Origin of the sequence: Actinotignum saccati, assembly GCF_051265055.1 — a bacterium.
GTDB lineage: Bacteria > Actinomycetota > Actinomycetes > Actinomycetales > Actinomycetaceae > Actinotignum.
Window position 1 is genome coordinate 111,142 of sequence record NZ_JBOZCC010000001.1, and the last position, 18,790, is coordinate 129,931.

The following is an 18,790-nucleotide window of genomic DNA, read 5'->3' on the forward strand; positions in this document are numbered from 1 at the left end:
ACGCGTGCAGGAACCTGATCGCACCGTTGAAAAAGAACTGTTGGCTCGGCTCCAGGCACGCGGCGGGCGTATTCTCGCCGCCGTGGATGAGGTGGGTCGCGGCGCCATCGCCGGGCCGGTCTGCGTGGGTATTGCCCTCCTGGACGGGAGCACTCCGGATGCTTTCCCGCCCGGATTACGCGATTCGAAAATGTTAAGCGCGCACCGCCGCGAAACGATCTACCAGGCTGCTCGTGATTGGCCGCTCGCGGTTGCGGTAGGAAGCGCCCCCGCTAGCGTTATCGATCAGGTCGGAATTATTGAAGCCTTGCGCTGCGCCGCCGCGGACGCCCTCGCCCAGCTGGAAAAAGTCGGATTGTGCCCCGATGCCGTTCTTCTTGACGGAAAGCACAATTGGTGGGCCCAGGATTCCCTTTTCGATGCCGAACCGACCGTCCCGCAACTTCCGGTCACCACCGTGATTAAAGGGGATGCTTCCTGCGCCGGGGTTGCCGCGGCGTCCGTCGTCGCTAAAGTTGAACGAGACCGCTACATGGAGGCGCTCGCGAAAGAATTTCCCGATTACGATTGGGAACATAACAAGGGGTACGGTACGCCCTCCCACCTCGATGCCATCGCGCAGGTGGGGCCGAGCCCGTATCATCGAATGTCGTGGCATTTGCCCGCGGTAAGGAGTGAATAATGAGCGAGATTGACGGCTACGAAGCCGAACTGGAACTCGCGTTATATCGCGAGTACCGCGATGTTGTGAAGATTTTTCGGTACGTGGTGGAAACCGAACGGCGTTTCTACCTCGCCAACGACGTAGACGTGAAAGTGCGATCCTCCACGGCCGGGGATGTGTTCTTCGAAGTGAATCTCACCGACGCGTGGGTGTGGGATATCTACCGCACCTCCCGGTTCATCCGCTCGGTACGCGTGGTGACCTTCAAAGACGTCAATATTGAAGAGCTCAACCAGACCGATATTACCCGCGAACTCGATCTTCCCGGCTCCTCTCTTTAATTGGGGGCTGTTGCGTTGTGAGTTCCAGGGGAGCTCGCTTTTATCCACAGGTTTCTGAAACGACGACGCTATCCCCAGCCACGCACCCCTCGAGCCACCATCGGTAATATCCGCGCCACACTAGGGGCATGTACCAGTGTGAAACTTTGCATGCCAGCATCGCCCGCAGCGAGCTTGCCCCACTTTCGGCTTCCGCCACCACCCGGGAGCTAGGGGAGTGGGGAGAAAGCGTGGCCGCCGCATATGTGCGGGAGCACGGCTACCAGGTGCTGGTCCAGAATTGGAGATGCCGGCGCGGGGAAATTGACCTGATATGCCGCGAAGAACCCAGCGGTGCGTTGGTAGCGGTTGAGGTGAAAACCCGGCGCGGGCACAATACGGTGCCGGCACCGCTGGCCGTCAGCCCCGAAAAATATCGCAGGCTCCGTTGCCTCCTGGCACGGTGGCTCCACGCTGATGGCGCGCACTACCCTGATCTCGCGGTGGATATCGTGGCTGTCACCGTGCCCACCTGTGGTCCCGTTACCATCGAGCATCTGCGGAATGCCTCATGATTGGCACCTCCCATACCGTCTCGATACTCGGGGTCCAGGGCCTGCCCATCCGGGTGGAAGTAGCGATCCTTTCAGGGCTGCCGAATTTCACGATTGTGGGTCTGCCCGATGCGGCGGTGAGCGAATCACGCGAACGCATCCGGGCCGCTTTCGCCGCCGCCCGGATCAGCTTCCCGGCCGGGCGCGTCACCGTCAATCTATCCCCGGCAGATACCCCGAAAGTCGGCACCGCTTTTGATGTGGCGATTGCTGCCGCCATCCTCGCTGCGCAAGCCCACAAGCACCTGCCACCCGGCACGGTTTTCCTGGGTGAATTAGGGCTGGATGGATCGGTACGCCCGGTGCGGGGAGTATTACCGTGTGTGCTGGGCGCCGCCCACCACGGCTTCCAGCACGCCATCGTTCCCCACGGTTGCGGGGCGGAAGCTGAGCTCGCCCAGATCCAGGTGGGAGAAATATGGCATATTACCCAGATCGCCCAGCGCCTGGGAGCGGCCAGTGACCCGGTACCACCGCCTCCACCTGTGCCGGTAGCCCAGCCTCGCACCAGCACTGATATGGGCGACCTCTCGGAGGTGCGGGGCCAATACCTGGCCCGCCACGCCTTGGAAATAGCAGCCGCGGGAAGTCACCACCTCCTCATGATCGGGGCACCAGGAGTGGGTAAATCGATGCTGGCCACCCGCCTACCGGGAATCATGCCGCCTCTCACCCGCGCTCAAGCGGTAGAAAGCGCGAGTATTCGCTCCATTGTGGGGCAATTCGAGGAGATCACCACCCGGCCTCCCTACGTGGCGCCCCATCACACGTCCAGTGCCACCGCCCTGGTGGGAGGCGGAAGCCGGCCCCGCCCCGGTGCCATTTCCCTCGCGCACCACGGCGTACTTTTCCTCGATGAACTTCCCGAATTCACCACCCGGGCTATCCAGTCCCTACGCGAACCCATGGAATCGGGAGAAATACATATTCACCGCGCCCAAGGCTCGGTATGCTTCCCGGCTCGTTTCCAACTGGTAGCAGCAGGAAACCCGTGCCGGTGCGGAAGGCTACTAGATTCCCCGACCTCCTGCACCTGTTCGGGAGCGGACCGCGCCCACTATCAGCACCGTATTGGAGGTCCGCTCCGGGACCGCATCGATCTCATGGTGAATCTGCCCAGGCCGAGCCGGGCGGAATTAGCCGCGGGTCATAGCGGAGATAGCAGTGAAACGGTGGCCGCGCGGGTGCGCGAAGCACGCGAACGCCAACACTACCGCTTCCGCGGCGAAACCTGGGATGTTAACGCCGCGATACCGGGCACCTGGCTCCGGGCCCACACTCAGTTAGCAGCTAGCTCAAGCACGACTCTGAGTGAGGCCCTCACCCGCGGCCTCATTAGCATGCGAGCCGCGGATAAAATCCTGCGAGTTGCCTGGACCCTCGCAGACTTAGCCGGCCATACACAACCCACAACCGACGACGTTGCCGGGGCGTTCGCCCTGCGCGGGAAAGGAAATTCTGGCTATGACGGAGGATAAAACACCCCGGACCAGCAGCGACGTAACGGGAGCTGCTCACCCGGGAACTACCGGAACGGGAGCGGCCCACCCGGAAACCACCGGCACAGACGCTGCCGGTTGGGAAGAAGAAACCGCCGCAATGGCATGGACACGCTTGGCCGAAGGGGAGGACTACCACGCCGTTGCACTCACCGACAATCTCGGTTACGCCGGAGCGCTTGCCTGGCTCGAAGAAGCACGCGCAGGCGCCCCGGTTCCTGAACAGTTGCGTGCGGCAGCTAGCCGCTGGGGCGCCCGGTACGATGCACAGGGCTTTGCGCGTGACCGAGAACTGCTCAACCGAGGCTACGGGTTTACCTACCCGGGTAGCCCCACCTGGCCGCAATCCTTAGCGCAACTCGGGGAACAACGTCCGCTGGGGCTGTGGTGGAAAGGAAATATTGCGGCGCTGGATCGCCCCGCGCTCGCGATGGTGGGCTCACGCGCCGCTACCGACTATGGTGAAAAGATCGCCACTGATTTTAGTTACGAGCTGGCTGAACGCGGTGCCCTTATTGTTTCCGGGGGAGCCATGGGTATTGATGCGGCTGCCCACCGTGGCGCCGTGCTCGCGAATGCTCCGACCGCGGTGGTTTTCGCCAGCGGGATCAACCGTCCCTATCCCAAAGCCCACCAGGAACTCTTCGCGCGAATTCTTGATACCGGCGGGCTTGCCCTTTCAGAAACGGCACCGGGCAATGCTCCCCACCGGCACCGTTTCCTGGCCCGAAACCGGATCATTGCGGGCCTATCGCAAGCCGTTGTTGTTATTGAAGCTCCCTATAGGTCAGGCGCCATTAATACCGCGGGGCACGCCCATACCTACGGTATCCCGGTCGGGGCAGTACCCGGTTCCATTTACGCCATGTGTTCAACGGGCTGTCACCGGCTGCTGCGGGAAGGAGCGGTGTGCATTACCCGGGTGGAAGATATTGTGGAAATGCTCGGCTTTAACGCTGGTCAGCAACTCCTCCACGTCAATCGCACTCGGACTGCGGCGCAGGGAAACGGGGCGGCTCGTGACCATAGCGGGGCAGCAAGCCGGACGGTCACTCATGCCCTTGCCAGCGGGGTGCAATTAGGGCTCGGGCTGGCCGTCACCGATCCGCTTGCCGGGGATCCGCGGGCGGTGCGGGTGCGCGATGCACTACCGGCTCGTAATTACCAGCCGCTGGATAAAATAGCGCAGACCGCGGGAATGGGATTTGCTGAGGTGATGGCGGCCCTCGGGAAACTCGAGGTAGCGGGAATTGCGGAAAGTCGGGGAGGGAAGTGGCGGCTGACTCCCCAGGCCCGGGAAGCGAGCCGGCAGCGCGCCTCCTGAGACTGGCATAAACTGGGGAGCATGCGAGTAGCAGATATCTTGGAACGTTATGAGCGAGAATTGCGGCTGCGCCGCGGATACTCCGAACATACGATCCGCGCCTATCTGCACGAGGTGCTCTCCCTCCTCACTTTTCTCCACGAGCTATCCACCGGAAACAAAGCGGGGGATGAGGACTTATCCGACCTTGATATTGACCTTGAACACCTGGATCTTGCTGACCTGCGGGCTTGGCTAGCCCATTCGCGCGAACACGGTAGCGCTTTGGCTTCGATGGCTCGGCAATCGGCCGCGATACGCACTTTTAGTTCCTGGGCATACCGGTGCGGCTATACCGCGTCGGATGCGGCAGCGCGGCTGAAATCACCTCGGGTGACCAACGAGCTCCCTCATGTTCTCAACGAGCACCAGGCCCAACAATTGCTCAACAACGCGAAAAGCCACGCGGTTGAGAGAGGAGAAGCTCTCGCCTACCGGGACTGGGCGGCCCTTGAGCTCATGTACGCGGCGGGTTTGCGCGTGAGCGAAGTATGTTCCTTGGATATTGACCAGGTTCGCCCTGATTTGACGGTGCGCGTCGTCGGAAAAGGAAATAAGGAACGCGTGGTCCCGTACGGGGTGCCGGCCATGCGGGCCGTGCAAGAATACCTACCTGCGCGTGCCGCTCTGATGAAAGAACCGACCCGGGCTCTCTTTTTGGGGGCGCAAGGTAGGCGCCTCAACCCGCGCTCGCTGCGCGACGTCGTGCACCGTGCGGCCAGCCGCGCCGGAGTGCCCGATATTACCCCCCACGATTTGCGCCATTCCGCCGCCACGCATCTCCTCAACGGCGGCTCGGACCTGCGCAGCGTCCAAGAGATCCTCGGTCACTCCTCCCTGCAAACCACGCAGCGCTACACCCACGTCAGCGCCGACAGGCTCCGTGCTGCTTTCGCGCAGGCCCACCCGCGGGCCTAAAGAATCCTTACCAGAAGCATCCCTGAAGCACCACAGAAGCATCCCTAAAGCACCGTAGAAGTATCACTGAAGCGTCACGGTTATCACGGGTACAGGCGGATCTCACGCCGGTAGAGGAGTGAGAGCGGGTCAATATAGGTTTTCCCGCGCCGTGCGCCCCAGTGCAAAACATCCCCGGGGAAGCGCCCGCCATCCTCATGACCGGCCAGCAACGTCCCAATCACGGTCCCGGCGCTTACGGTATCCCCGCGGTGCACGCTCGGCTCCACGGGTTCATAGGTGGTGCGCAGGCCATTGGCGTGTTCAATAGAAATCACCGGCCTGTCCGCGAGCATCCCGGCATACACCACGGTGCCCGAGCCAGCAGCCAGCACCGGACTCCCCGCTGGAAGCTCTACATCGACACCGCGATGCCCGGGCAGCCAATTGTGCTCGGGCGGATCAAAGGGCCGGGTCACCACCGGCGCGCTACCGGTGGGGGAACGGAAGCCAGTGGCGCGGGGTTGCGTAGCCTTCGTATGAGTGACATTGCTGGCTTCCGCCATAGGGGTGGACGTAAGCGGTGTTTCCGGCTCGCTATCCGTTGTCGAGGTCGCGGCCTGCTCGGGGGTGTTATCCGACGACGCCGCCACCGTGCCAGATGCCGATTCTGAAATAAGGCTCGCCACCAGGGTAAGAGCCGCGCCTGCCGCAGCCAGGCAGCGTGCCACGATTATGCGCCCCGCACGGGAGCGGGAGCGGATTGTGGCCCGAGCACGGGTGCCGGTGTGAGTGCTGGTGCTCGGGCCACAGCGCGCACCGGGGAATTGAGTCGCAAAAATCCTGAGAGTCTTCATAGGGCTGAGCATGCCCTGGACAAGACTCGCCCGCCAGAGGGCAACCGCAGGCTGTGGATAGTCGATGCGTCCCAGCATCCTGTGGATAGTTCTGGCTTATATCTGGGCGTTCACTCGGGTTTTGCGCTGTTATCCGCGGTTTTTACCTTTCAGGCGCATCGTTTCACGCCGCCCGCGGGTATTCTCTTTCGAAGCGTGGCGGTCCTGGCTCCGCGCCGTTCGTGCATTGCTGCGGGAACGTAACCGCTCCGCCTCCGCCATCATCCGCAGATAGCGCTCCAGCCGGTCCGCATCCAAAGCCCCGCTCGCACATGCGTCGCGCACCGCGCACCCCGGCTCACTTCCGTGGCTACAATTCGCGAAATGGCACGAAGTAGCTAAGGCGCGAATATCCGCGAAGGTATCCGCAATCGCCTCCGTGTCCATCGTGGCGCCTAAAGCGCGCACCCCGGGAGTGTCGATGACCGCGAAGTGTTCTCCGCAAACCAGCTGGCGCCCGGTGGTGGTGTGCCGACCCTTATGATCGCTTTCGCGCACCGTTCCCACCGTCTGGGTGGCTCCGAGCAAGGTATTGGTGAGGGTGGATTTCCCCGCGCCGGAGCGCCCCACCACCACGACCGTGCCGGAGAGGAGCTCAACGAGTCGCGCCACGTCCGCAGCTGAGCGTGCATCAAGCGCAAGCACTTCTTCGCACCCTTCACCCAGCTCCTGGAGATCTGCCGGGTTTGCTAGGTCCGCCTTCGTGAGCACCAGCCAGGGGCGGGCCCCGCTCGCGTGGGCCAGGGCCACGAAACGTTCGATACGCCCGCGACTGGCTGCTGGCACCACGGGTTCCACAATGAGAACCACATCAATATTCGCGCAGATAGGTTGCTCGAGAGCGGCTCGGCCCACCGACGGGCGGGTGAGGTAGGTACGGCGCGGCAAAATGTCGAGAATATGCCCGGCATCATCCACGCCTACCCAGTCACCCACCACCGGCGGCCAGGATTCACTATCTTGGCAGTGGCCCGGAATATCGAGGTCAATACGCACCGGCGCCCCGTCCGGCGCACCATGCGCAGCCCCGTCGGGCGCACCGGTCTCATCAACGAGAAGCACCTCAACGGCGCCGCGATGTACCGCGGCAATCCGCCCGCCGTGCACTCGCGCGCCGCCGCCAAGGTTCATTTCCGCGACTTTCAGGTAGGCTGCCCAACGTTCATCAAAACCCAGAAAACTCATACAACATCCCTCCGTATACCCGAACGTAGTCGGGCCACCGCATGGCGGGTCGCTATCACACCAACACCCGCCCAGGTCGCCGCGACTGCAATATCGCGGACTACCAGCCACCCGGCCGTCTCAGCGATACCAGCAATGGTTCCCGAGAGTGGGACGGCATTCGCTAGTGCTGCCAGCACGGGCGGATAGTACTCGAGAGGCACAATCACCCCGGTGAACACCGGCAGGAATGTCGCGAGTAGCGTCGCCCCCAGATACGGGTCGGGAAGATCCACCCCAATCCCGGCCGCCGCCACTCCGAGCAGCACCCCGCATACCAAAGCAGCCACCGCTAAGAGCGCTACGCGCCCCAGCAGCAGCGCATCTTTGTCAGGGGAGAGGAGGAAGACAGCGCCGATGGCCGCAATACCGGTGGAGACCGCCAAGAAACATGGAACGGTAGTTACCGCCACCCAGTACACCACGTCGAAACGACGGCGCAGGTGAACTTCCTGGAAGATCCCCAGCGCCCGGTCGGTTGCCACCGCGCTGACCACTCCGGAAGCCACTGACGTGGCCAAAGCAACCAGCGCCGCGGCATAGCCGGTGCGCACCAGGTCCGGGGTTCCCACATCATTGCCGAGCACCACGTCAAAAAGCACGTCGAGGAGCGGAAGCACCAGGAGGGTGGTTACCGCTGTCCCCACCGTCGCAAAGGTTACCGAGGAAGCCCAGGAGACCCGAATAATCGAACGATAACGCGTCAGCATCACATCACCTCCAAAGTCCCGGAGCGGGTAGCACGGCGCAGCGCCGCGCTACCCGCCACTCCCGCCACCGCGAGCCACGTACCCAGCACGACCGCCCAGATCGCCACGTCACTCCAGGTAATAACCTCTCCGAAGAGTAGGGAGGTGGGCATCGAGAGGGGTACGAAGAGGGAGAGATAGGCCAGCCACGCAGGTGGCGCCGTCGTCGTAAAAAGAATCCCGGACGCCAAAAACATCGGAACCAGAAGCAGACCTTCGTAACTAATCGCGTTCGGGGTGAGCACGAAAAGTGCGGCGATGACGAAGGACACGCTCAGGCACCCCATCCATAGCAGAAGGACGCCGCACGCAAATCCCCAGGACGGTGCAGTAAAGGTAACTGAGGCGGAGCACAGGGCCCACGTCGTCCAGGCCACCGGGAATGCCGCCAGGCCGAAGGAGCCGGCCGATGCCACCACCGCGGCTACGCTCCATAGCGCACCAATCGGCGCGCTCACCAGGTAGACGAGGGTGCCCTTATAGCGCTCGAAACCAATAATTCCGGCGGCGCAGGTGGCCGTGGTCCACATGCCGATAATCCCGGCACGCACCCACCCCTGCGTCGCGCTCATAGTCCCGAAAGCTCGGAAACTTAGGAATTGCACCAGTGCGGTGGCGAGCGTCGTCGTCACCATGAGCTGGATGAAATAGGGGACCGACACAAATTGGCGCACATGAAAAGCGCTCATACGTAACTGCCGGATCACCGCGCCAACCCATCTGCCAGCGCGAGATACGTTTCCTCCAGCGAGGCCGGGCGGGTCACCAGGTCCTCCGGCTCGTGCCCGAGCAGCGCCACCAAGCGTTCGGCCCGCGCACCGGCGCACGCATCCCAATAGATCGTGACCGCCCAATTGCCCGCGCGCGGACGGCGCTGCACCACTGCGTCCGGGAACTCAGTTTCGAGGCTCGCGAAAATATCTGCCTTGCGCGCACCCAGCGTGAACGTTGTGGTTGCACCAACCCCGGCATAGTCCGCAATATCGCGAACGCTGCCGCGCACCGCGATTTTTCCTGCGCCGATGACGGTGATGATATCCGCCAGCTCTTCGACCTCCGGCATGGAATGCGAGGTGAGGAGCACTGCGGTGCCGCCTGCGGCAACGTCGCGGATAATATCGCGCACCGTCAGCGCGACGTCGGGGTCCAGCCCCGTGGTCGGTTCGTCAAGAAGGAGGAGTGGCGGGGCGCCCAATAAGGCGCGCGCCAGGTGGAGACGCTGGCGCATCCCGCGCGAAAACTGGCCCACCTTAGACCCGGCAGAATCGGTGAGCTTGACACGCTCAAGAACATCAGCGACGACGCCGCGCCGCTGCCCGCTCGCCACCCCTTGCAGGTCAGCGAAATAGAGGAGATTATCGCGCGCCGTAGCCCGGGGATAAAACCCGAGGTCGCCGCCTAGCACCAGACCCAGGCGCGAGCGTGCCTTCTCCGGATGGCGCACCGCGTCAATCCCCGCGATCCGCACCTGTCCCGACGTGGGAGCCAGCAAGGTGGCGCACATCCGCACCGTTGTGGTTTTCCCAGCCCCGTTCGGACCGAGTAGGGCATGCACCTGGCCTGCCTGGACCTGGAGGGACACATCTTCAACTGCAACAAATTTTTCTTTCCCGAAAACGCGCCGCACATGGGCGACATCAAGGACGGGAATATGAGGATCTATCAAAATCCTTGTCCTTATCAATCCACTTGCCGTATTCAGGGCAGCATGAACCCCTCTCGCACGCGCCATTTAGGAAAGTACATAGGTGTACTCACCCGGAGGCTTGAGAAAGATAGACATAGGCTCCGGGCGCGCATCATCGCTAAACGCGTGCGAGAATACAGCTTTCTCGCATTTTTATATAAAGAGAATTTCCTTGATGCGATAGGTATTGGATTCAAGGACTCTCATAGGGCAGGTCGCTCCTAGATTGCAGTGTTAGTAACTATGCGTGTCATCCTATAGTCATGTGGCAACGCTGTACAACCTCAGCCGCATCTTGAGACGTAGCGGGTGCGCGTTTGCGAGCGGTGCTCGCTCTGACGGTCCCGCACCGTGTAGTCGCTGGTCCGCACCGTGTAGTCGCTGGCCCGCACCGTGTAGTCGCTGGCCCCCCGTCTGCACATACGCCCTAACCGCAATATTCCCGCGAAAATCACATCTGCCCGCCGTTCCCCGTTTTTCCGGGTGGGGTAATATGTACAGGCGGCCGGTTATCTCCGGTCGTAATACGCGTGCCCGCATAGAAGGGTCGCGGATCGGTCCCGGCATGGGCTTCCCAGTGGGTGGCGCATATGGGGAACCGCGGTTCGTGGGCACCAGGGCGCGGCGGCAATTCCGCCGTCGTGCAAGAACCGATACCGCGCCATCGCCCCGATGGCGCCTGAGAAAGGACGCCGCATGGCTGTCGTCACCATGAGCCAGCTGCTGGAAGCTGGTGTGCACTTCGGGCATCAGACCCGCCGTTGGAACCCGAAGATGAAGCGTTACATCCTCACGGATCGTAACTCGATTTACATTATTGACCTGCGCAAGACGGTCGCCGATATCGACCGCACCTACGATTTCGTCAAGGAAACCGTGGCGCACGGCGGAAATATCCTCTTTGTGGGCACCAAGAAGCAGGCGCAGGAAGCCGTGAAGGAACAGGCCGAACGCACCGGGATGCCCTACGTGAACGAACGTTGGCTGGGCGGCATGCTCACCAACTTCCAGACCGTCGCCAAGCGTATTGAGCGCCTCAAGGAACTCGAGCAGATGGACTTCGAAGATGTCGCCGGCTCGGGCCTGACCAAGAAGGAACTCCTCATGCTGTCCCGCGAAAAGGACAAGCTGGAGAAGACCCTCGGCGGCCTGCGCGATATGCACCGTCTGCCCTCCGCCGTGTGGGTTGTGGACACCAACAAGGAACACCTCGCAGTCTCAGAAGCGAACAAGCTCAACATTCCGGTGGTTGCCATCCTGGACACCAACTGCGATCCGGACGAAGTGGCCTACCCGATCCCGGGTAACGACGACGCCATTGGCGCTGTCGGGCTGCTCACCCGCGTCATCGGTGATGCGGTAGCCGAAGGCCTCCTGGCCCGCGGCGCCGGCAAGAACGCCACCGAAGATGCGATGCCCGAATGGGAACGCGAAGTTCTCGCGGCCGGGGAAGCTACCGAAGAAGCCCCCAAGGCTGAAGAAGCCGCTCCCGCTGCGGAAGCAGAAGCCGAGGCCGCCCAGGCGGAAGCCGAAGCCACCGAATCCGAAGAAAACAAGTCCGAAGAAGCTGACGCCCAGGCCTAAGCCTGAGCGCTACAAGTGAGGAGTGAAGCATGGCTAATTACACAGCCGCCGACGTGAAGGCGCTGCGTGACAAGACCGGCGCCGGCATGATGGACGCCAAGAAGGCTCTCGACGAAGCCCAGGGGGATTCCGCCAAGGCCGAAGAGATCCTGCGTGTCAAGGGCATGAAGTCCGCCGCTAAGCGTTCGGACCGCACCGCTGCGAACGGTCTGGTTGCCTCGCACGTATCCGATACCGCTGCCGGCCAGCGTGGCATTCTCGTGGAGATCAACGCCGAAACCGACTTCGTGGCCAAGAATGAGAAGTTCATCGGTATGGCCGATGAGATCCTCACCGCCGCCGTGGATTCCGGCGCCGATAGCGTGGAAGCGCTGCTCGCCGCCAAGCTGGGCGACGGCACCGTTGCGGATCGCATCACCGCCATGACCGCCGTCATCGGCGAAAAGATGGAAGTCTCCCACGTGGAAGTCCTCGAGGGCGAGCACGTGGAAGCTTATATGCACCGCACCAACCCCGACCTGCCCCCGCAGGTGGGCGTGCTGGTTGCCACCGATGCCAAGGCTGCCGAAGTTGCGCACGACGTCGCTGTGCACATCGCCGCGCTCGACCCGAAGTACCTCTCCATTGAGGACGTTCCGGCCGACGTGGTGGAAACTGAGAAGCGCATCGCCACCGAAACGACCATCGCCGAAGGCAAGCCGGAAAAGGCCGTGCCGAAGATCGTGGAAGGCCGCATGCACGGCTTCTACAAGCAGGTCGTTCTTGAGGAGCAGGGCTACGCCCGCGAGCCGAAGACCCCGGTCAAGACCATCGTGTCCCAGACCGGCGGCAAGGTGACCGGTTTCAAGCGCCTGCGTGTTGGTTCGCACGCTGAGTAAGTTCATGCGCGCACCGGGATGTAGTTTCCGGTTGCCGGGAGCCTAGCTTTCGGTTGCGTGAACGATAGACGCCGGAGGGCGGGATGTACGAGAGTGCATCCCGCCCTCCGTTGTATGTAGCACCGGTGCCTTGCGTGCAGGTGCGGGCTATATGCGTATGCAGACGCGGCGCGATTGATGGGCGCCGGTCCCTTGCGTGCAGGCGCGGCGCGATTACCGGTGCGATGTGTGCGCGCAGCGATGCGCGCCGTTAGTACGACGACGGCGCCCCGCGTGCCGCGGGGCGGGGCCAGCCCACCGTGTGCACCGTAGGCGCATATCGATCACCAGGATGTGCCGCGAACTGGCCCGCCGCCCCAGAGCGCCGTATCCTGCACCGTATGCCCCGCCGTCAGCACCGTGCCGAGCTTTAAGGAGTGTGGACTTCAGTGGATTCGGAACCTAAATAATTTTGCACGCTGGTTGAAATATGCGATGTGCCAGCTCAGGACCTAGGTGCTAAATGTCGGACATTTAAGCTATAGACATGAATATTCTTTGAGAATAATATGCAACCGGGAATGTATTTCAGCATTTATAAACCGAAGGAAATATTCGCCATGGTTGCACAAATCTCGCGGGGGGGGGGGACGTCATTCGTCCAAGCCCATCCGTGCTGTTCTAACTATTCTCCTTGCTGTAGGGCTCATCGGATTTAGCACCGTCCCTGCCTCCGCTGATCCAACTGATGTTCCGATTAACGTAGGTAGCGACGCCTACGCCATCGATAATGAGGGGCAGATTACCAGCGAGAGCGAGTTCCTCTACGACTCCTCCAAGGGCGATACCGCCACCGATGCCTACCAAATCGCCTACCGCGGCACCCTCGATATGACGAAGGTTTGGCAGCTCTACAGTTTCTTCAAGTCGGTGTGGCTGTGGAGAAACGCCAATGACCAGGCGCGCTACGCTGCCAAGACCTTCAGCGGGGAGTGGGATATTTCCTTCACTGTCGATCCCGCAGTGGTCTTCTCAAATCCCGATTTCGTGAGCTGCGAGGCCGTGCAGTCCGAAATGGATAAGCAGAACGCTCCTTCCAAGTTCGGTGAGATCATGCGCTGCGAAACCGCAGCGTACGATGCCGCCACCGGCAAGTTCACCGCTCACTTTGGACTGCACCACGCGGATGGCAGCAAGGTGACGGGCGCGGACCTCGACAAGCCGGAATACCAGCCCGCCAAGCTTGTTCTTACCACCCCAGCGCACGCCTTCTACGTGCCGCAATCGAAGTTTGAGGCCGGCAAGACCTTCTCCATGGTGGAGCCCACCGTCCGCGGCACCATGGCAATGGACTACTTCTACGTAGGGATGCCGCTGCGTTTCAACGACACGTCGGATCCGGTGACCTTGACGATGGTTGCTACCCATGATGCCAGTTTTACCTTCGCCAGTCGGGATCCCGAGCGTCAGCTCCCCGAGAGCGTCACCAAACTCGTACCGGAGCGCGTGACTAAGTTGCGCGACGGCGTACAGGTGACCCCGCCCGCACTGGAGCAGACAAGCGTTGCTGACGGCCAAGGAACCTGGACGTTTGACGCATGGGAACCCGCTGAGGCAACTATGGCCGGAAGCAACCTCAACTTCGTTGGTTACTGGAAATACGCGGTGAATCCCGATGCGGTCTTCAACGCCACGTACAAATATGTGGCGGCTGACGGCTCTGCTCTTCCCGACGAGGTGATGGCCACCCTGCCTAATTCGGAGCAGGTTACCCAGGGCTCGACAGTCACACCACCAACTCCGGCACAAACAGAGTTCACGAGTACCACTCGCACCGAGAGTGCGGATGTGGTGACAACGTGGAAGTTTGATGGCTGGGAACCCACGAGCGCGGTTGTTGATGGCGCGGACCTGAGCTTCACGGGCACCTGGACGAAGACGGTTGTGGAAACACCGCTGCCGCCCAAGCCGGAGCCTGAACCGGGGCCAGATCCGGAGCCCGAACCGGAACCGGAGCCCACAACGGAGCCGGAACCTGACCCGACATGTGAGCCAACGGTTGATCCGACGGTCGAGCCGACGGATACCCCCACCACGGAGCCCTCGCCCCGTCCATCGACGGAGCCGTCACAAACCCCGACGGTTGCTCCAACACCGGAGCCGGCACCAACCTCCGCGCCGCAGCCCACGGTGCCAGCGCCCGTTGCACCCACGACTGCTCCCACGATCTCCCCAACGGCCGCACCTACGGCTAAGCCCGCGCCGGTAGTGCAAGAACTGTCGAAGACCGGGCAGTCCGCGACCCCGTTCGCGTTCGCTGCCGGAGTCCTTATGCTTGCCGGAGTTGGGATTCTCGGCTTGCGCCGTCGTTCTCACTAAAAACAGTCGAACGACGCAAGAAACGCAAGTTGAAAGATAGGAATAACAACGTGGGCAAGAAAATTGTTGCGGTAGTAGCCGCGGCTCTCCTTGGCGTTTCAACGAATGCTCTGATATCCCCGGCTTTTGCGGCGACAACGGTGGGGACGGAGCAGGAGCTCCGTAGCGCCATCACTGCCGGGCAGAGCGTGAGTCTGAGCGCAGACATCACACTCACCGGAGAAATTGAGATCCCAAGCAACGCGGATGTGAGCGTTGAGGGCCAGGGTCATACCATTACGGCAGGGGAGCCAAGTGCCACCCCGGGCGGAGACGATCATTACAATATGTTCCGCACCGCTGGCGGGCAGGTGACCTTCTCCGATGTAACCCTTGACGGCGCGGGTAAACGGCGCGGGCTGTGGCTCGGTGCCGGCTCCGCCGCCACCCTCGATAAGGTGGCGGTCAAGAACGGCACAACCGCAGGAACCCGTAATTTCGAAGGTGGGGCCGTCTACGTTCTTGATGCTGCCCTGAATGTGACCAATGATTCGGTCATCGAAAATAATTCGAGTATCTGGTCGCAGGCCACCTACGATATGCGGGTCGCGGATGAGACGAAGAAGGATCCCGCCTTTGGGAGTCTTCCTGGTGATACACAGAGCAAGAAAATTAGCCAGACGCCTAACGGCGGGGCGATTTACGCCACCGGGCCGCGCTCCACGGTGAATATCAGCGATTCTGTGCTCCGTACTAACCAGACGAAGGACCATTCGCAGGACGGTGCGGGAGTGCGCGGCAACGAAGGGAACGGCGGCGCCATCTTCATGGACGGTGCGGCCACGCTGGTGGCTGAGCGCACCTCCTTCATTGATAACCACGTCGCCCGGGTTTCCACCGGTGGATACCAAGGCGGTGCGATTTATGCGGGGGACGGGACGACGGCGCGTATCACCGGCAGCACCATCAACGTCGGCGCACCCTTCAATACTGGCGGGTTCCTCCGTGCCTTCAACGCGAAAGTCACCGTGGATAACAGTGATTTCACCTTCACGGGGCGCGGGGATGCCTACGGAATTTCCGGCGGTGCGTTTACGAGCCAGAACTCGGCGCTGAAAATCAATAATTCGCGCTTCGTGGCCAGCGATAGTTCCAAGGTGACCTTCGCCGGCGGTTTCATTGATATTGTCGGCACCGGAAGTTTCGAACTCACCAATTCGCAACTGACGGGGCACGGCAGCGGCAACGGGAAGGGGCTGGCCACCTTCGGCGGCGCTATCACCTTCGAAACCGGATCGAGCGCCACCGCGGTGATCCAAGGATCCACCATTCGCGATGTGCACGCTGATTCCAACGGCGGTGCGATTTCCCTTTCTACCAGGATCGGTGAAGAATCCGCGGTCAATCTTCGCGTTGTTGATTCCACGATTTCCAATGCCGGAACCTTGGTCTGGGGACCCGCGACGCAAGTGGGCGGCGCGCTCTTCGTGGGTCCGGGAAATACGGTAGCGCTGGAAGGAGCGACGCTCAGCTCCGGGCGCTCGGGCCGCGGCGGTCTTATCTACAACCAGGGATCAACCACCATTACCGGCGGGACGGGGCCCTCAAAACTCTCTGGCGGTTTTGTCTATTCGGCAATTGGCGCGGGCATTTTCAATGACGGTTACCTGAAACTTGACGATATGAGTCTGGGTAGCAACAAGAAGGGCGACTGGTCAGTGCACCAGGATCATCCCTCGAGCATTGAGGTGGACGGTGCCCGGATCGGGGAGTACCCGGGTTTGAACGTGTACGCCAATAAGGACGTGATCATCACGCCCAAGGCGCGCCTAGATGCCGGCGACGTGCGGGTGATCGATGGGCAATCCGCGGTGCTCCTAACCGGCAAGCTGACCAACCAGCTCAATATTTCCCTCAGCGAGAATGTCAAGAATGCCAGTGAAACGCCCTACGCCGGGCAAAACGAGCCGGCGCAGCGCTACATCGGCTATACGGTGGCCAAGGGCGCGGACGGCTACGCACCCGGCGCAGATGACGCGAATATGGTCCACTACGTGACTCGCGATAACCGCCAGCCTGCCGCGGAATTCGGTGACCATACAGGTGCGGGCGCTTGGGATTACGTGCTCTCTGACGAGGGCACCGTGGTCCTCGGGCAGCGCGCCACGATGTGGTACCACCCCAATGAAGGGCATTTCGATGCCCAAGCGCAGAACGTTGAGGCAGTACAGCCCTATACAATCTACTCCTCGACAAAGCTCCTTCAGGAGCACCCGGCGGCTCGTCCCGCCCAAATGACTCCGTACCAGGGTGCGAACCCGGTTCGTGAGGAGAAGCGCACCATTAGCGACAGTTTGGGCCGCACCGCTGAGCTCGGCACCTACACATTCGTGGGGTGGTATTGCTCCACCGTCACTCCCACCGAGATTGTGGGCGGGCAGGCGAATGATAAGGGATACGATTTCGCGCAGGCCTTTACCGACGGCGCCGCCACTAACTCCGTGACCGACGCCAAGGGGCATAAGAACCCGTGCACGGTCGCAAGCCGAGTATTTGGCAGCGAGACGGTGCGCTCTGAGCCCGCACCGTCGCAGCCGGCCGCCCCTATCACGCAGATTGTGGAACCGCATGAGCTCACGGCCTACGCGGGCTACGCTCCCGCCTATGGCGTGACCTCCACATTCGTGAGCGGTACAGCCGGCAAGGAGCTCCCCGAGGGCGTTAAGAAACAGACGCCCGCCATCGACACCAAGAACGGTGCTGGCTATACGGAGGGCGAGACGGTGAAACCGGCGGATGCGGCAGGCTTCACGGCAGTGCCCGATGGTAACGGCCAGTGGACTTTCCAAGGCTGGGATGCTCCCACCAAGAAAATCACTGGGGCCGATCAGGAATTCACCGGTACCTGGGTGTGGCAGCAGCAGCTCTTCAAGGTAACCCACGAATTCCGAGCGGCTGACGGCGCTAACAAAGCGCTGCCCGCAGCGCTAGCAGCGCGCACTCCCGCCGATAACCTCGGTGAGAACGGTCAGGGTTTCCCGAAGGGAACGCTTGTCACCCCAACCGATACCTTCGATAAAGCGAAATACTCGGATACTCCCGGGGAAGTCTGGTCCTTCATCGGCTGGGACCGCGCGAACGACACCATTACCGATGCCGACGTTCATTTCCTCGGCACCTGGGGTCTGACTCTCTATCCGCAGCCGGCCGTTATGGGAAGCTACGGTGAATGGCAGGATGAGCAGGTTACCTGCGAGAAAAATACCGTGACGCAGACTCGCTTGAAGACCATGTATACGGTTTTCTGGAATACCACCACCTTGGAGTGGGATAAGCGCGGTACTACTGAAACGGAGACTCAGGAGCGGGAGAAGACGCCGGAGGAAGTGAGGGCCTGTACGACGGTGCCTACCAAGGACCCGACGTTCACCGAGTGGGTTGATAGGGAGAAATCCTGCGAGACCCACCAGGTGGCGCAATCCCGCACTAAGACCACGTACACGTACACCTGGAATGCGGCTACCTTGAGCTACGACGAAACAGCGACGCCGAGTACCGAGACGCAGTCACGGCCAATGAGCGCTGCGGAAATCAAGGAATGCGCGGTGGAGCCAGGTCCGGAGCCGGAGCCTGGACCGCAGCCGCCCGCACCGGGTCCGCAACCGGAACCTGGTCCACAACCTGAACCGGGGCCGGCGCCGCAGCCCGATCCAGGGCCGGGTCCATGCCCGGAGCCGGATCCCCAACCGGATCCGCAGCCAGAACCGAGCAAGCAGCCGACGTCGCGTCCTGATCCGCACCCGAGTGTCACGCCGTCGGTGCCTGGAACGCCGAGCCTCGAGCCTACCCGGGAGCCGAGTCTTATTCCGACACCGGAGCAGACGCCAACGGCTGGGCAGCCATCCAATCCGGCGCCGGTGCCTACGGCGGAGCAAAGGCCCACGCCAACAGCTGGGCACTCGCAGCGCCTCGTGCATACGGGGAGCGGGGCTGGCGGCGCCATTGGCGCAGCCCTCCTCTCGCTGCTCCTGGGTGCTGGTGCCATGGTTTATCGACGTCGTGAGCGTCGCTAAACAGG

General features: G+C 61.9%; 15 protein-coding genes. 10 read left to right on the forward strand and 5 right to left on the reverse strand.

The features are described from left to right. Positions 1 to 4 precede the first annotated feature (4 nt). The 6 genes from ACRQEC_RS00415 (at position 5) to ACRQEC_RS00440 (ending at position 5,378) form a co-directional block, all read left to right on the forward strand. Complete coding sequence (locus ACRQEC_RS00415) at positions 5 to 682, forward strand: ribonuclease HII (protein ID WP_284889678.1); 678 nt, start codon at positions 5 to 7, stop codon at positions 680 to 682. Further along, positions 682 to 1,005 (forward strand): DUF2469 domain-containing protein, encoded by a 324-nt coding sequence (locus ACRQEC_RS00420; RefSeq protein WP_026428528.1) that lies wholly within the window; start codon positions 682 to 684, stop codon positions 1,003 to 1,005. Before ACRQEC_RS00415 ends, ACRQEC_RS00420 begins: the two co-directional genes overlap by 1 nt. Before the next feature lie 128 nt (positions 1,006 to 1,133). Further along, positions 1,134 to 1,559 carry a YraN family protein gene (locus tag ACRQEC_RS00425; protein WP_284889677.1) on the forward strand — a complete coding sequence of 142 codons (426 nt, stop codon included), beginning with the start codon at positions 1,134 to 1,136 and terminating at the stop codon, positions 1,557 to 1,559. Then, on the forward strand, positions 1,556 to 3,076 hold the full coding sequence (locus ACRQEC_RS00430; RefSeq protein WP_284889676.1) for a YifB family Mg chelatase-like AAA ATPase: 1,521 nt from the start codon (positions 1,556 to 1,558) through the stop codon (positions 3,074 to 3,076). The genes ACRQEC_RS00425 and ACRQEC_RS00430 overlap by 4 nt, the downstream gene beginning before the upstream one ends. Further along, positions 3,063 to 4,421 (forward strand): DNA-processing protein DprA, encoded by a 1,359-nt coding sequence (dprA, locus tag ACRQEC_RS00435; RefSeq protein ID WP_284889675.1) that lies wholly within the window; start codon positions 3,063 to 3,065, stop codon positions 4,419 to 4,421. Before ACRQEC_RS00430 ends, dprA begins: the two co-directional genes overlap by 14 nt. 21 nt (positions 4,422 to 4,442) lie before the next feature. Next, complete coding sequence (locus ACRQEC_RS00440; protein ID WP_284889674.1) at positions 4,443 to 5,378, forward strand: tyrosine recombinase XerC; 936 nt, start codon at positions 4,443 to 4,445, stop codon at positions 5,376 to 5,378. A gap of 83 nt (positions 5,379 to 5,461) precedes the next feature. Here ACRQEC_RS00440 and ACRQEC_RS00445 read toward each other — a convergent pair whose 3' ends face one another. From ACRQEC_RS00445 to ACRQEC_RS00465, 5 genes are all read right to left on the reverse strand, one after another. Next, on the reverse strand, positions 5,462 to 6,088 hold the full coding sequence (locus ACRQEC_RS00445; RefSeq protein WP_284889673.1) for a M23 family metallopeptidase: 627 nt from the start codon (positions 6,086 to 6,088) through the stop codon (positions 5,462 to 5,464). Between the two features lie 255 nt (positions 6,089 to 6,343). Continuing rightward, positions 6,344 to 7,438: a ribosome small subunit-dependent GTPase A gene (rsgA, locus tag ACRQEC_RS00450; protein ID WP_284889672.1), complete on the reverse strand. Its 1,095-nt coding sequence runs from the start codon at positions 7,436 to 7,438 to the stop codon at positions 6,344 to 6,346. Then, the gene (locus tag ACRQEC_RS00455) at positions 7,435 to 8,187 is read right to left on the reverse strand and encodes an ABC transporter permease (RefSeq protein WP_284889671.1); all 753 of its coding nucleotides are present in this window, start codon (positions 8,185 to 8,187) and stop codon (positions 7,435 to 7,437) included. The genes rsgA and ACRQEC_RS00455 overlap by 4 nt, the downstream gene beginning before the upstream one ends. Continuing rightward, positions 8,187 to 8,915 carry an ABC transporter permease gene (locus ACRQEC_RS00460; RefSeq protein ID WP_284889670.1) on the reverse strand — a complete coding sequence of 243 codons (729 nt, stop codon included), beginning with the start codon at positions 8,913 to 8,915 and terminating at the stop codon, positions 8,187 to 8,189. The genes ACRQEC_RS00455 and ACRQEC_RS00460 overlap by 1 nt, the downstream gene beginning before the upstream one ends. A gap of 14 nt (positions 8,916 to 8,929) precedes the next feature. Continuing rightward, positions 8,930 to 9,892, reverse strand: coding sequence for an ABC transporter ATP-binding protein (locus ACRQEC_RS00465; protein ID WP_284889669.1), 963 nt, complete (start codon positions 9,890 to 9,892; stop codon positions 8,930 to 8,932). Between the two features lie 717 nt (positions 9,893 to 10,609). Here ACRQEC_RS00465 and rpsB point away from each other — a divergent pair. The 4 genes from rpsB (at position 10,610) to ACRQEC_RS00485 (ending at position 18,785) form a co-directional block, all read left to right on the forward strand. Then, the gene (gene rpsB, locus ACRQEC_RS00470; RefSeq protein ID WP_284889668.1) at positions 10,610 to 11,497 is read left to right on the forward strand and encodes a 30S ribosomal protein S2; all 888 of its coding nucleotides are present in this window, start codon (positions 10,610 to 10,612) and stop codon (positions 11,495 to 11,497) included. Positions 11,498 to 11,526: 29 nt separating this feature from the next. Then, the gene (tsf, locus tag ACRQEC_RS00475) at positions 11,527 to 12,375 is read left to right on the forward strand and encodes a translation elongation factor Ts (protein WP_274734039.1); all 849 of its coding nucleotides are present in this window, start codon (positions 11,527 to 11,529) and stop codon (positions 12,373 to 12,375) included. A 603-nt stretch (positions 12,376 to 12,978) separates the two neighbouring features. Continuing rightward, entirely contained in the window at positions 12,979 to 14,733 is a 1,755-nt protein-coding gene (locus tag ACRQEC_RS00480) for an SHIRT domain-containing protein (RefSeq protein WP_301574934.1), read from the forward strand. Between the two features lie 29 nt (positions 14,734 to 14,762). After that, positions 14,763 to 18,785: an SHIRT domain-containing protein gene (locus ACRQEC_RS00485; protein ID WP_284889665.1), complete on the forward strand. Its 4,023-nt coding sequence runs from the start codon at positions 14,763 to 14,765 to the stop codon at positions 18,783 to 18,785. Positions 18,786 to 18,790: the final 5 nt, after the last annotated feature.

Bases quoted from the DNA above. Each gene is read 5' to 3' on its own strand.
- rsgA (WP_284889672.1), bottom strand. From the start codon at position 7,438: ATGAGTTTTCTGGGTTTTGATGAACGTTGGGCAGCCTACCTGAAAGTC.
- rpsB (WP_284889668.1), top strand. From the start codon at position 10,610: ATGGCTGTCGTCACCATGAGCCAGCTGCTGGAAGCTGGTGTGCACTTC.
- ACRQEC_RS00440 (WP_284889674.1), top strand. From the start codon at position 4,443: ATGCGAGTAGCAGATATCTTGGAACGTTATGAGCGAGAATTGCGGCTG.
- ACRQEC_RS00425 (WP_284889677.1), top strand. From the start codon at position 1,134: ATGTACCAGTGTGAAACTTTGCATGCCAGCATCGCCCGCAGCGAGCTT.
- ACRQEC_RS00460 (WP_284889670.1), bottom strand. From the start codon at position 8,915: ATGAGCGCTTTTCATGTGCGCCAATTTGTGTCGGTCCCCTATTTCATC.
- ACRQEC_RS00420 (WP_026428528.1), top strand. From the start codon at position 682: ATGAGCGAGATTGACGGCTACGAAGCCGAACTGGAACTCGCGTTATAT.
- dprA (WP_284889675.1), top strand. From the start codon at position 3,063: ATGACGGAGGATAAAACACCCCGGACCAGCAGCGACGTAACGGGAGCT.
- tsf (WP_274734039.1), top strand. From the start codon at position 11,527: ATGGCTAATTACACAGCCGCCGACGTGAAGGCGCTGCGTGACAAGACC.
- ACRQEC_RS00430 (WP_284889676.1), top strand. From the start codon at position 1,556: ATGATTGGCACCTCCCATACCGTCTCGATACTCGGGGTCCAGGGCCTG.
- ACRQEC_RS00455 (WP_284889671.1), bottom strand. From the start codon at position 8,187: ATGCTGACGCGTTATCGTTCGATTATTCGGGTCTCCTGGGCTTCCTCG.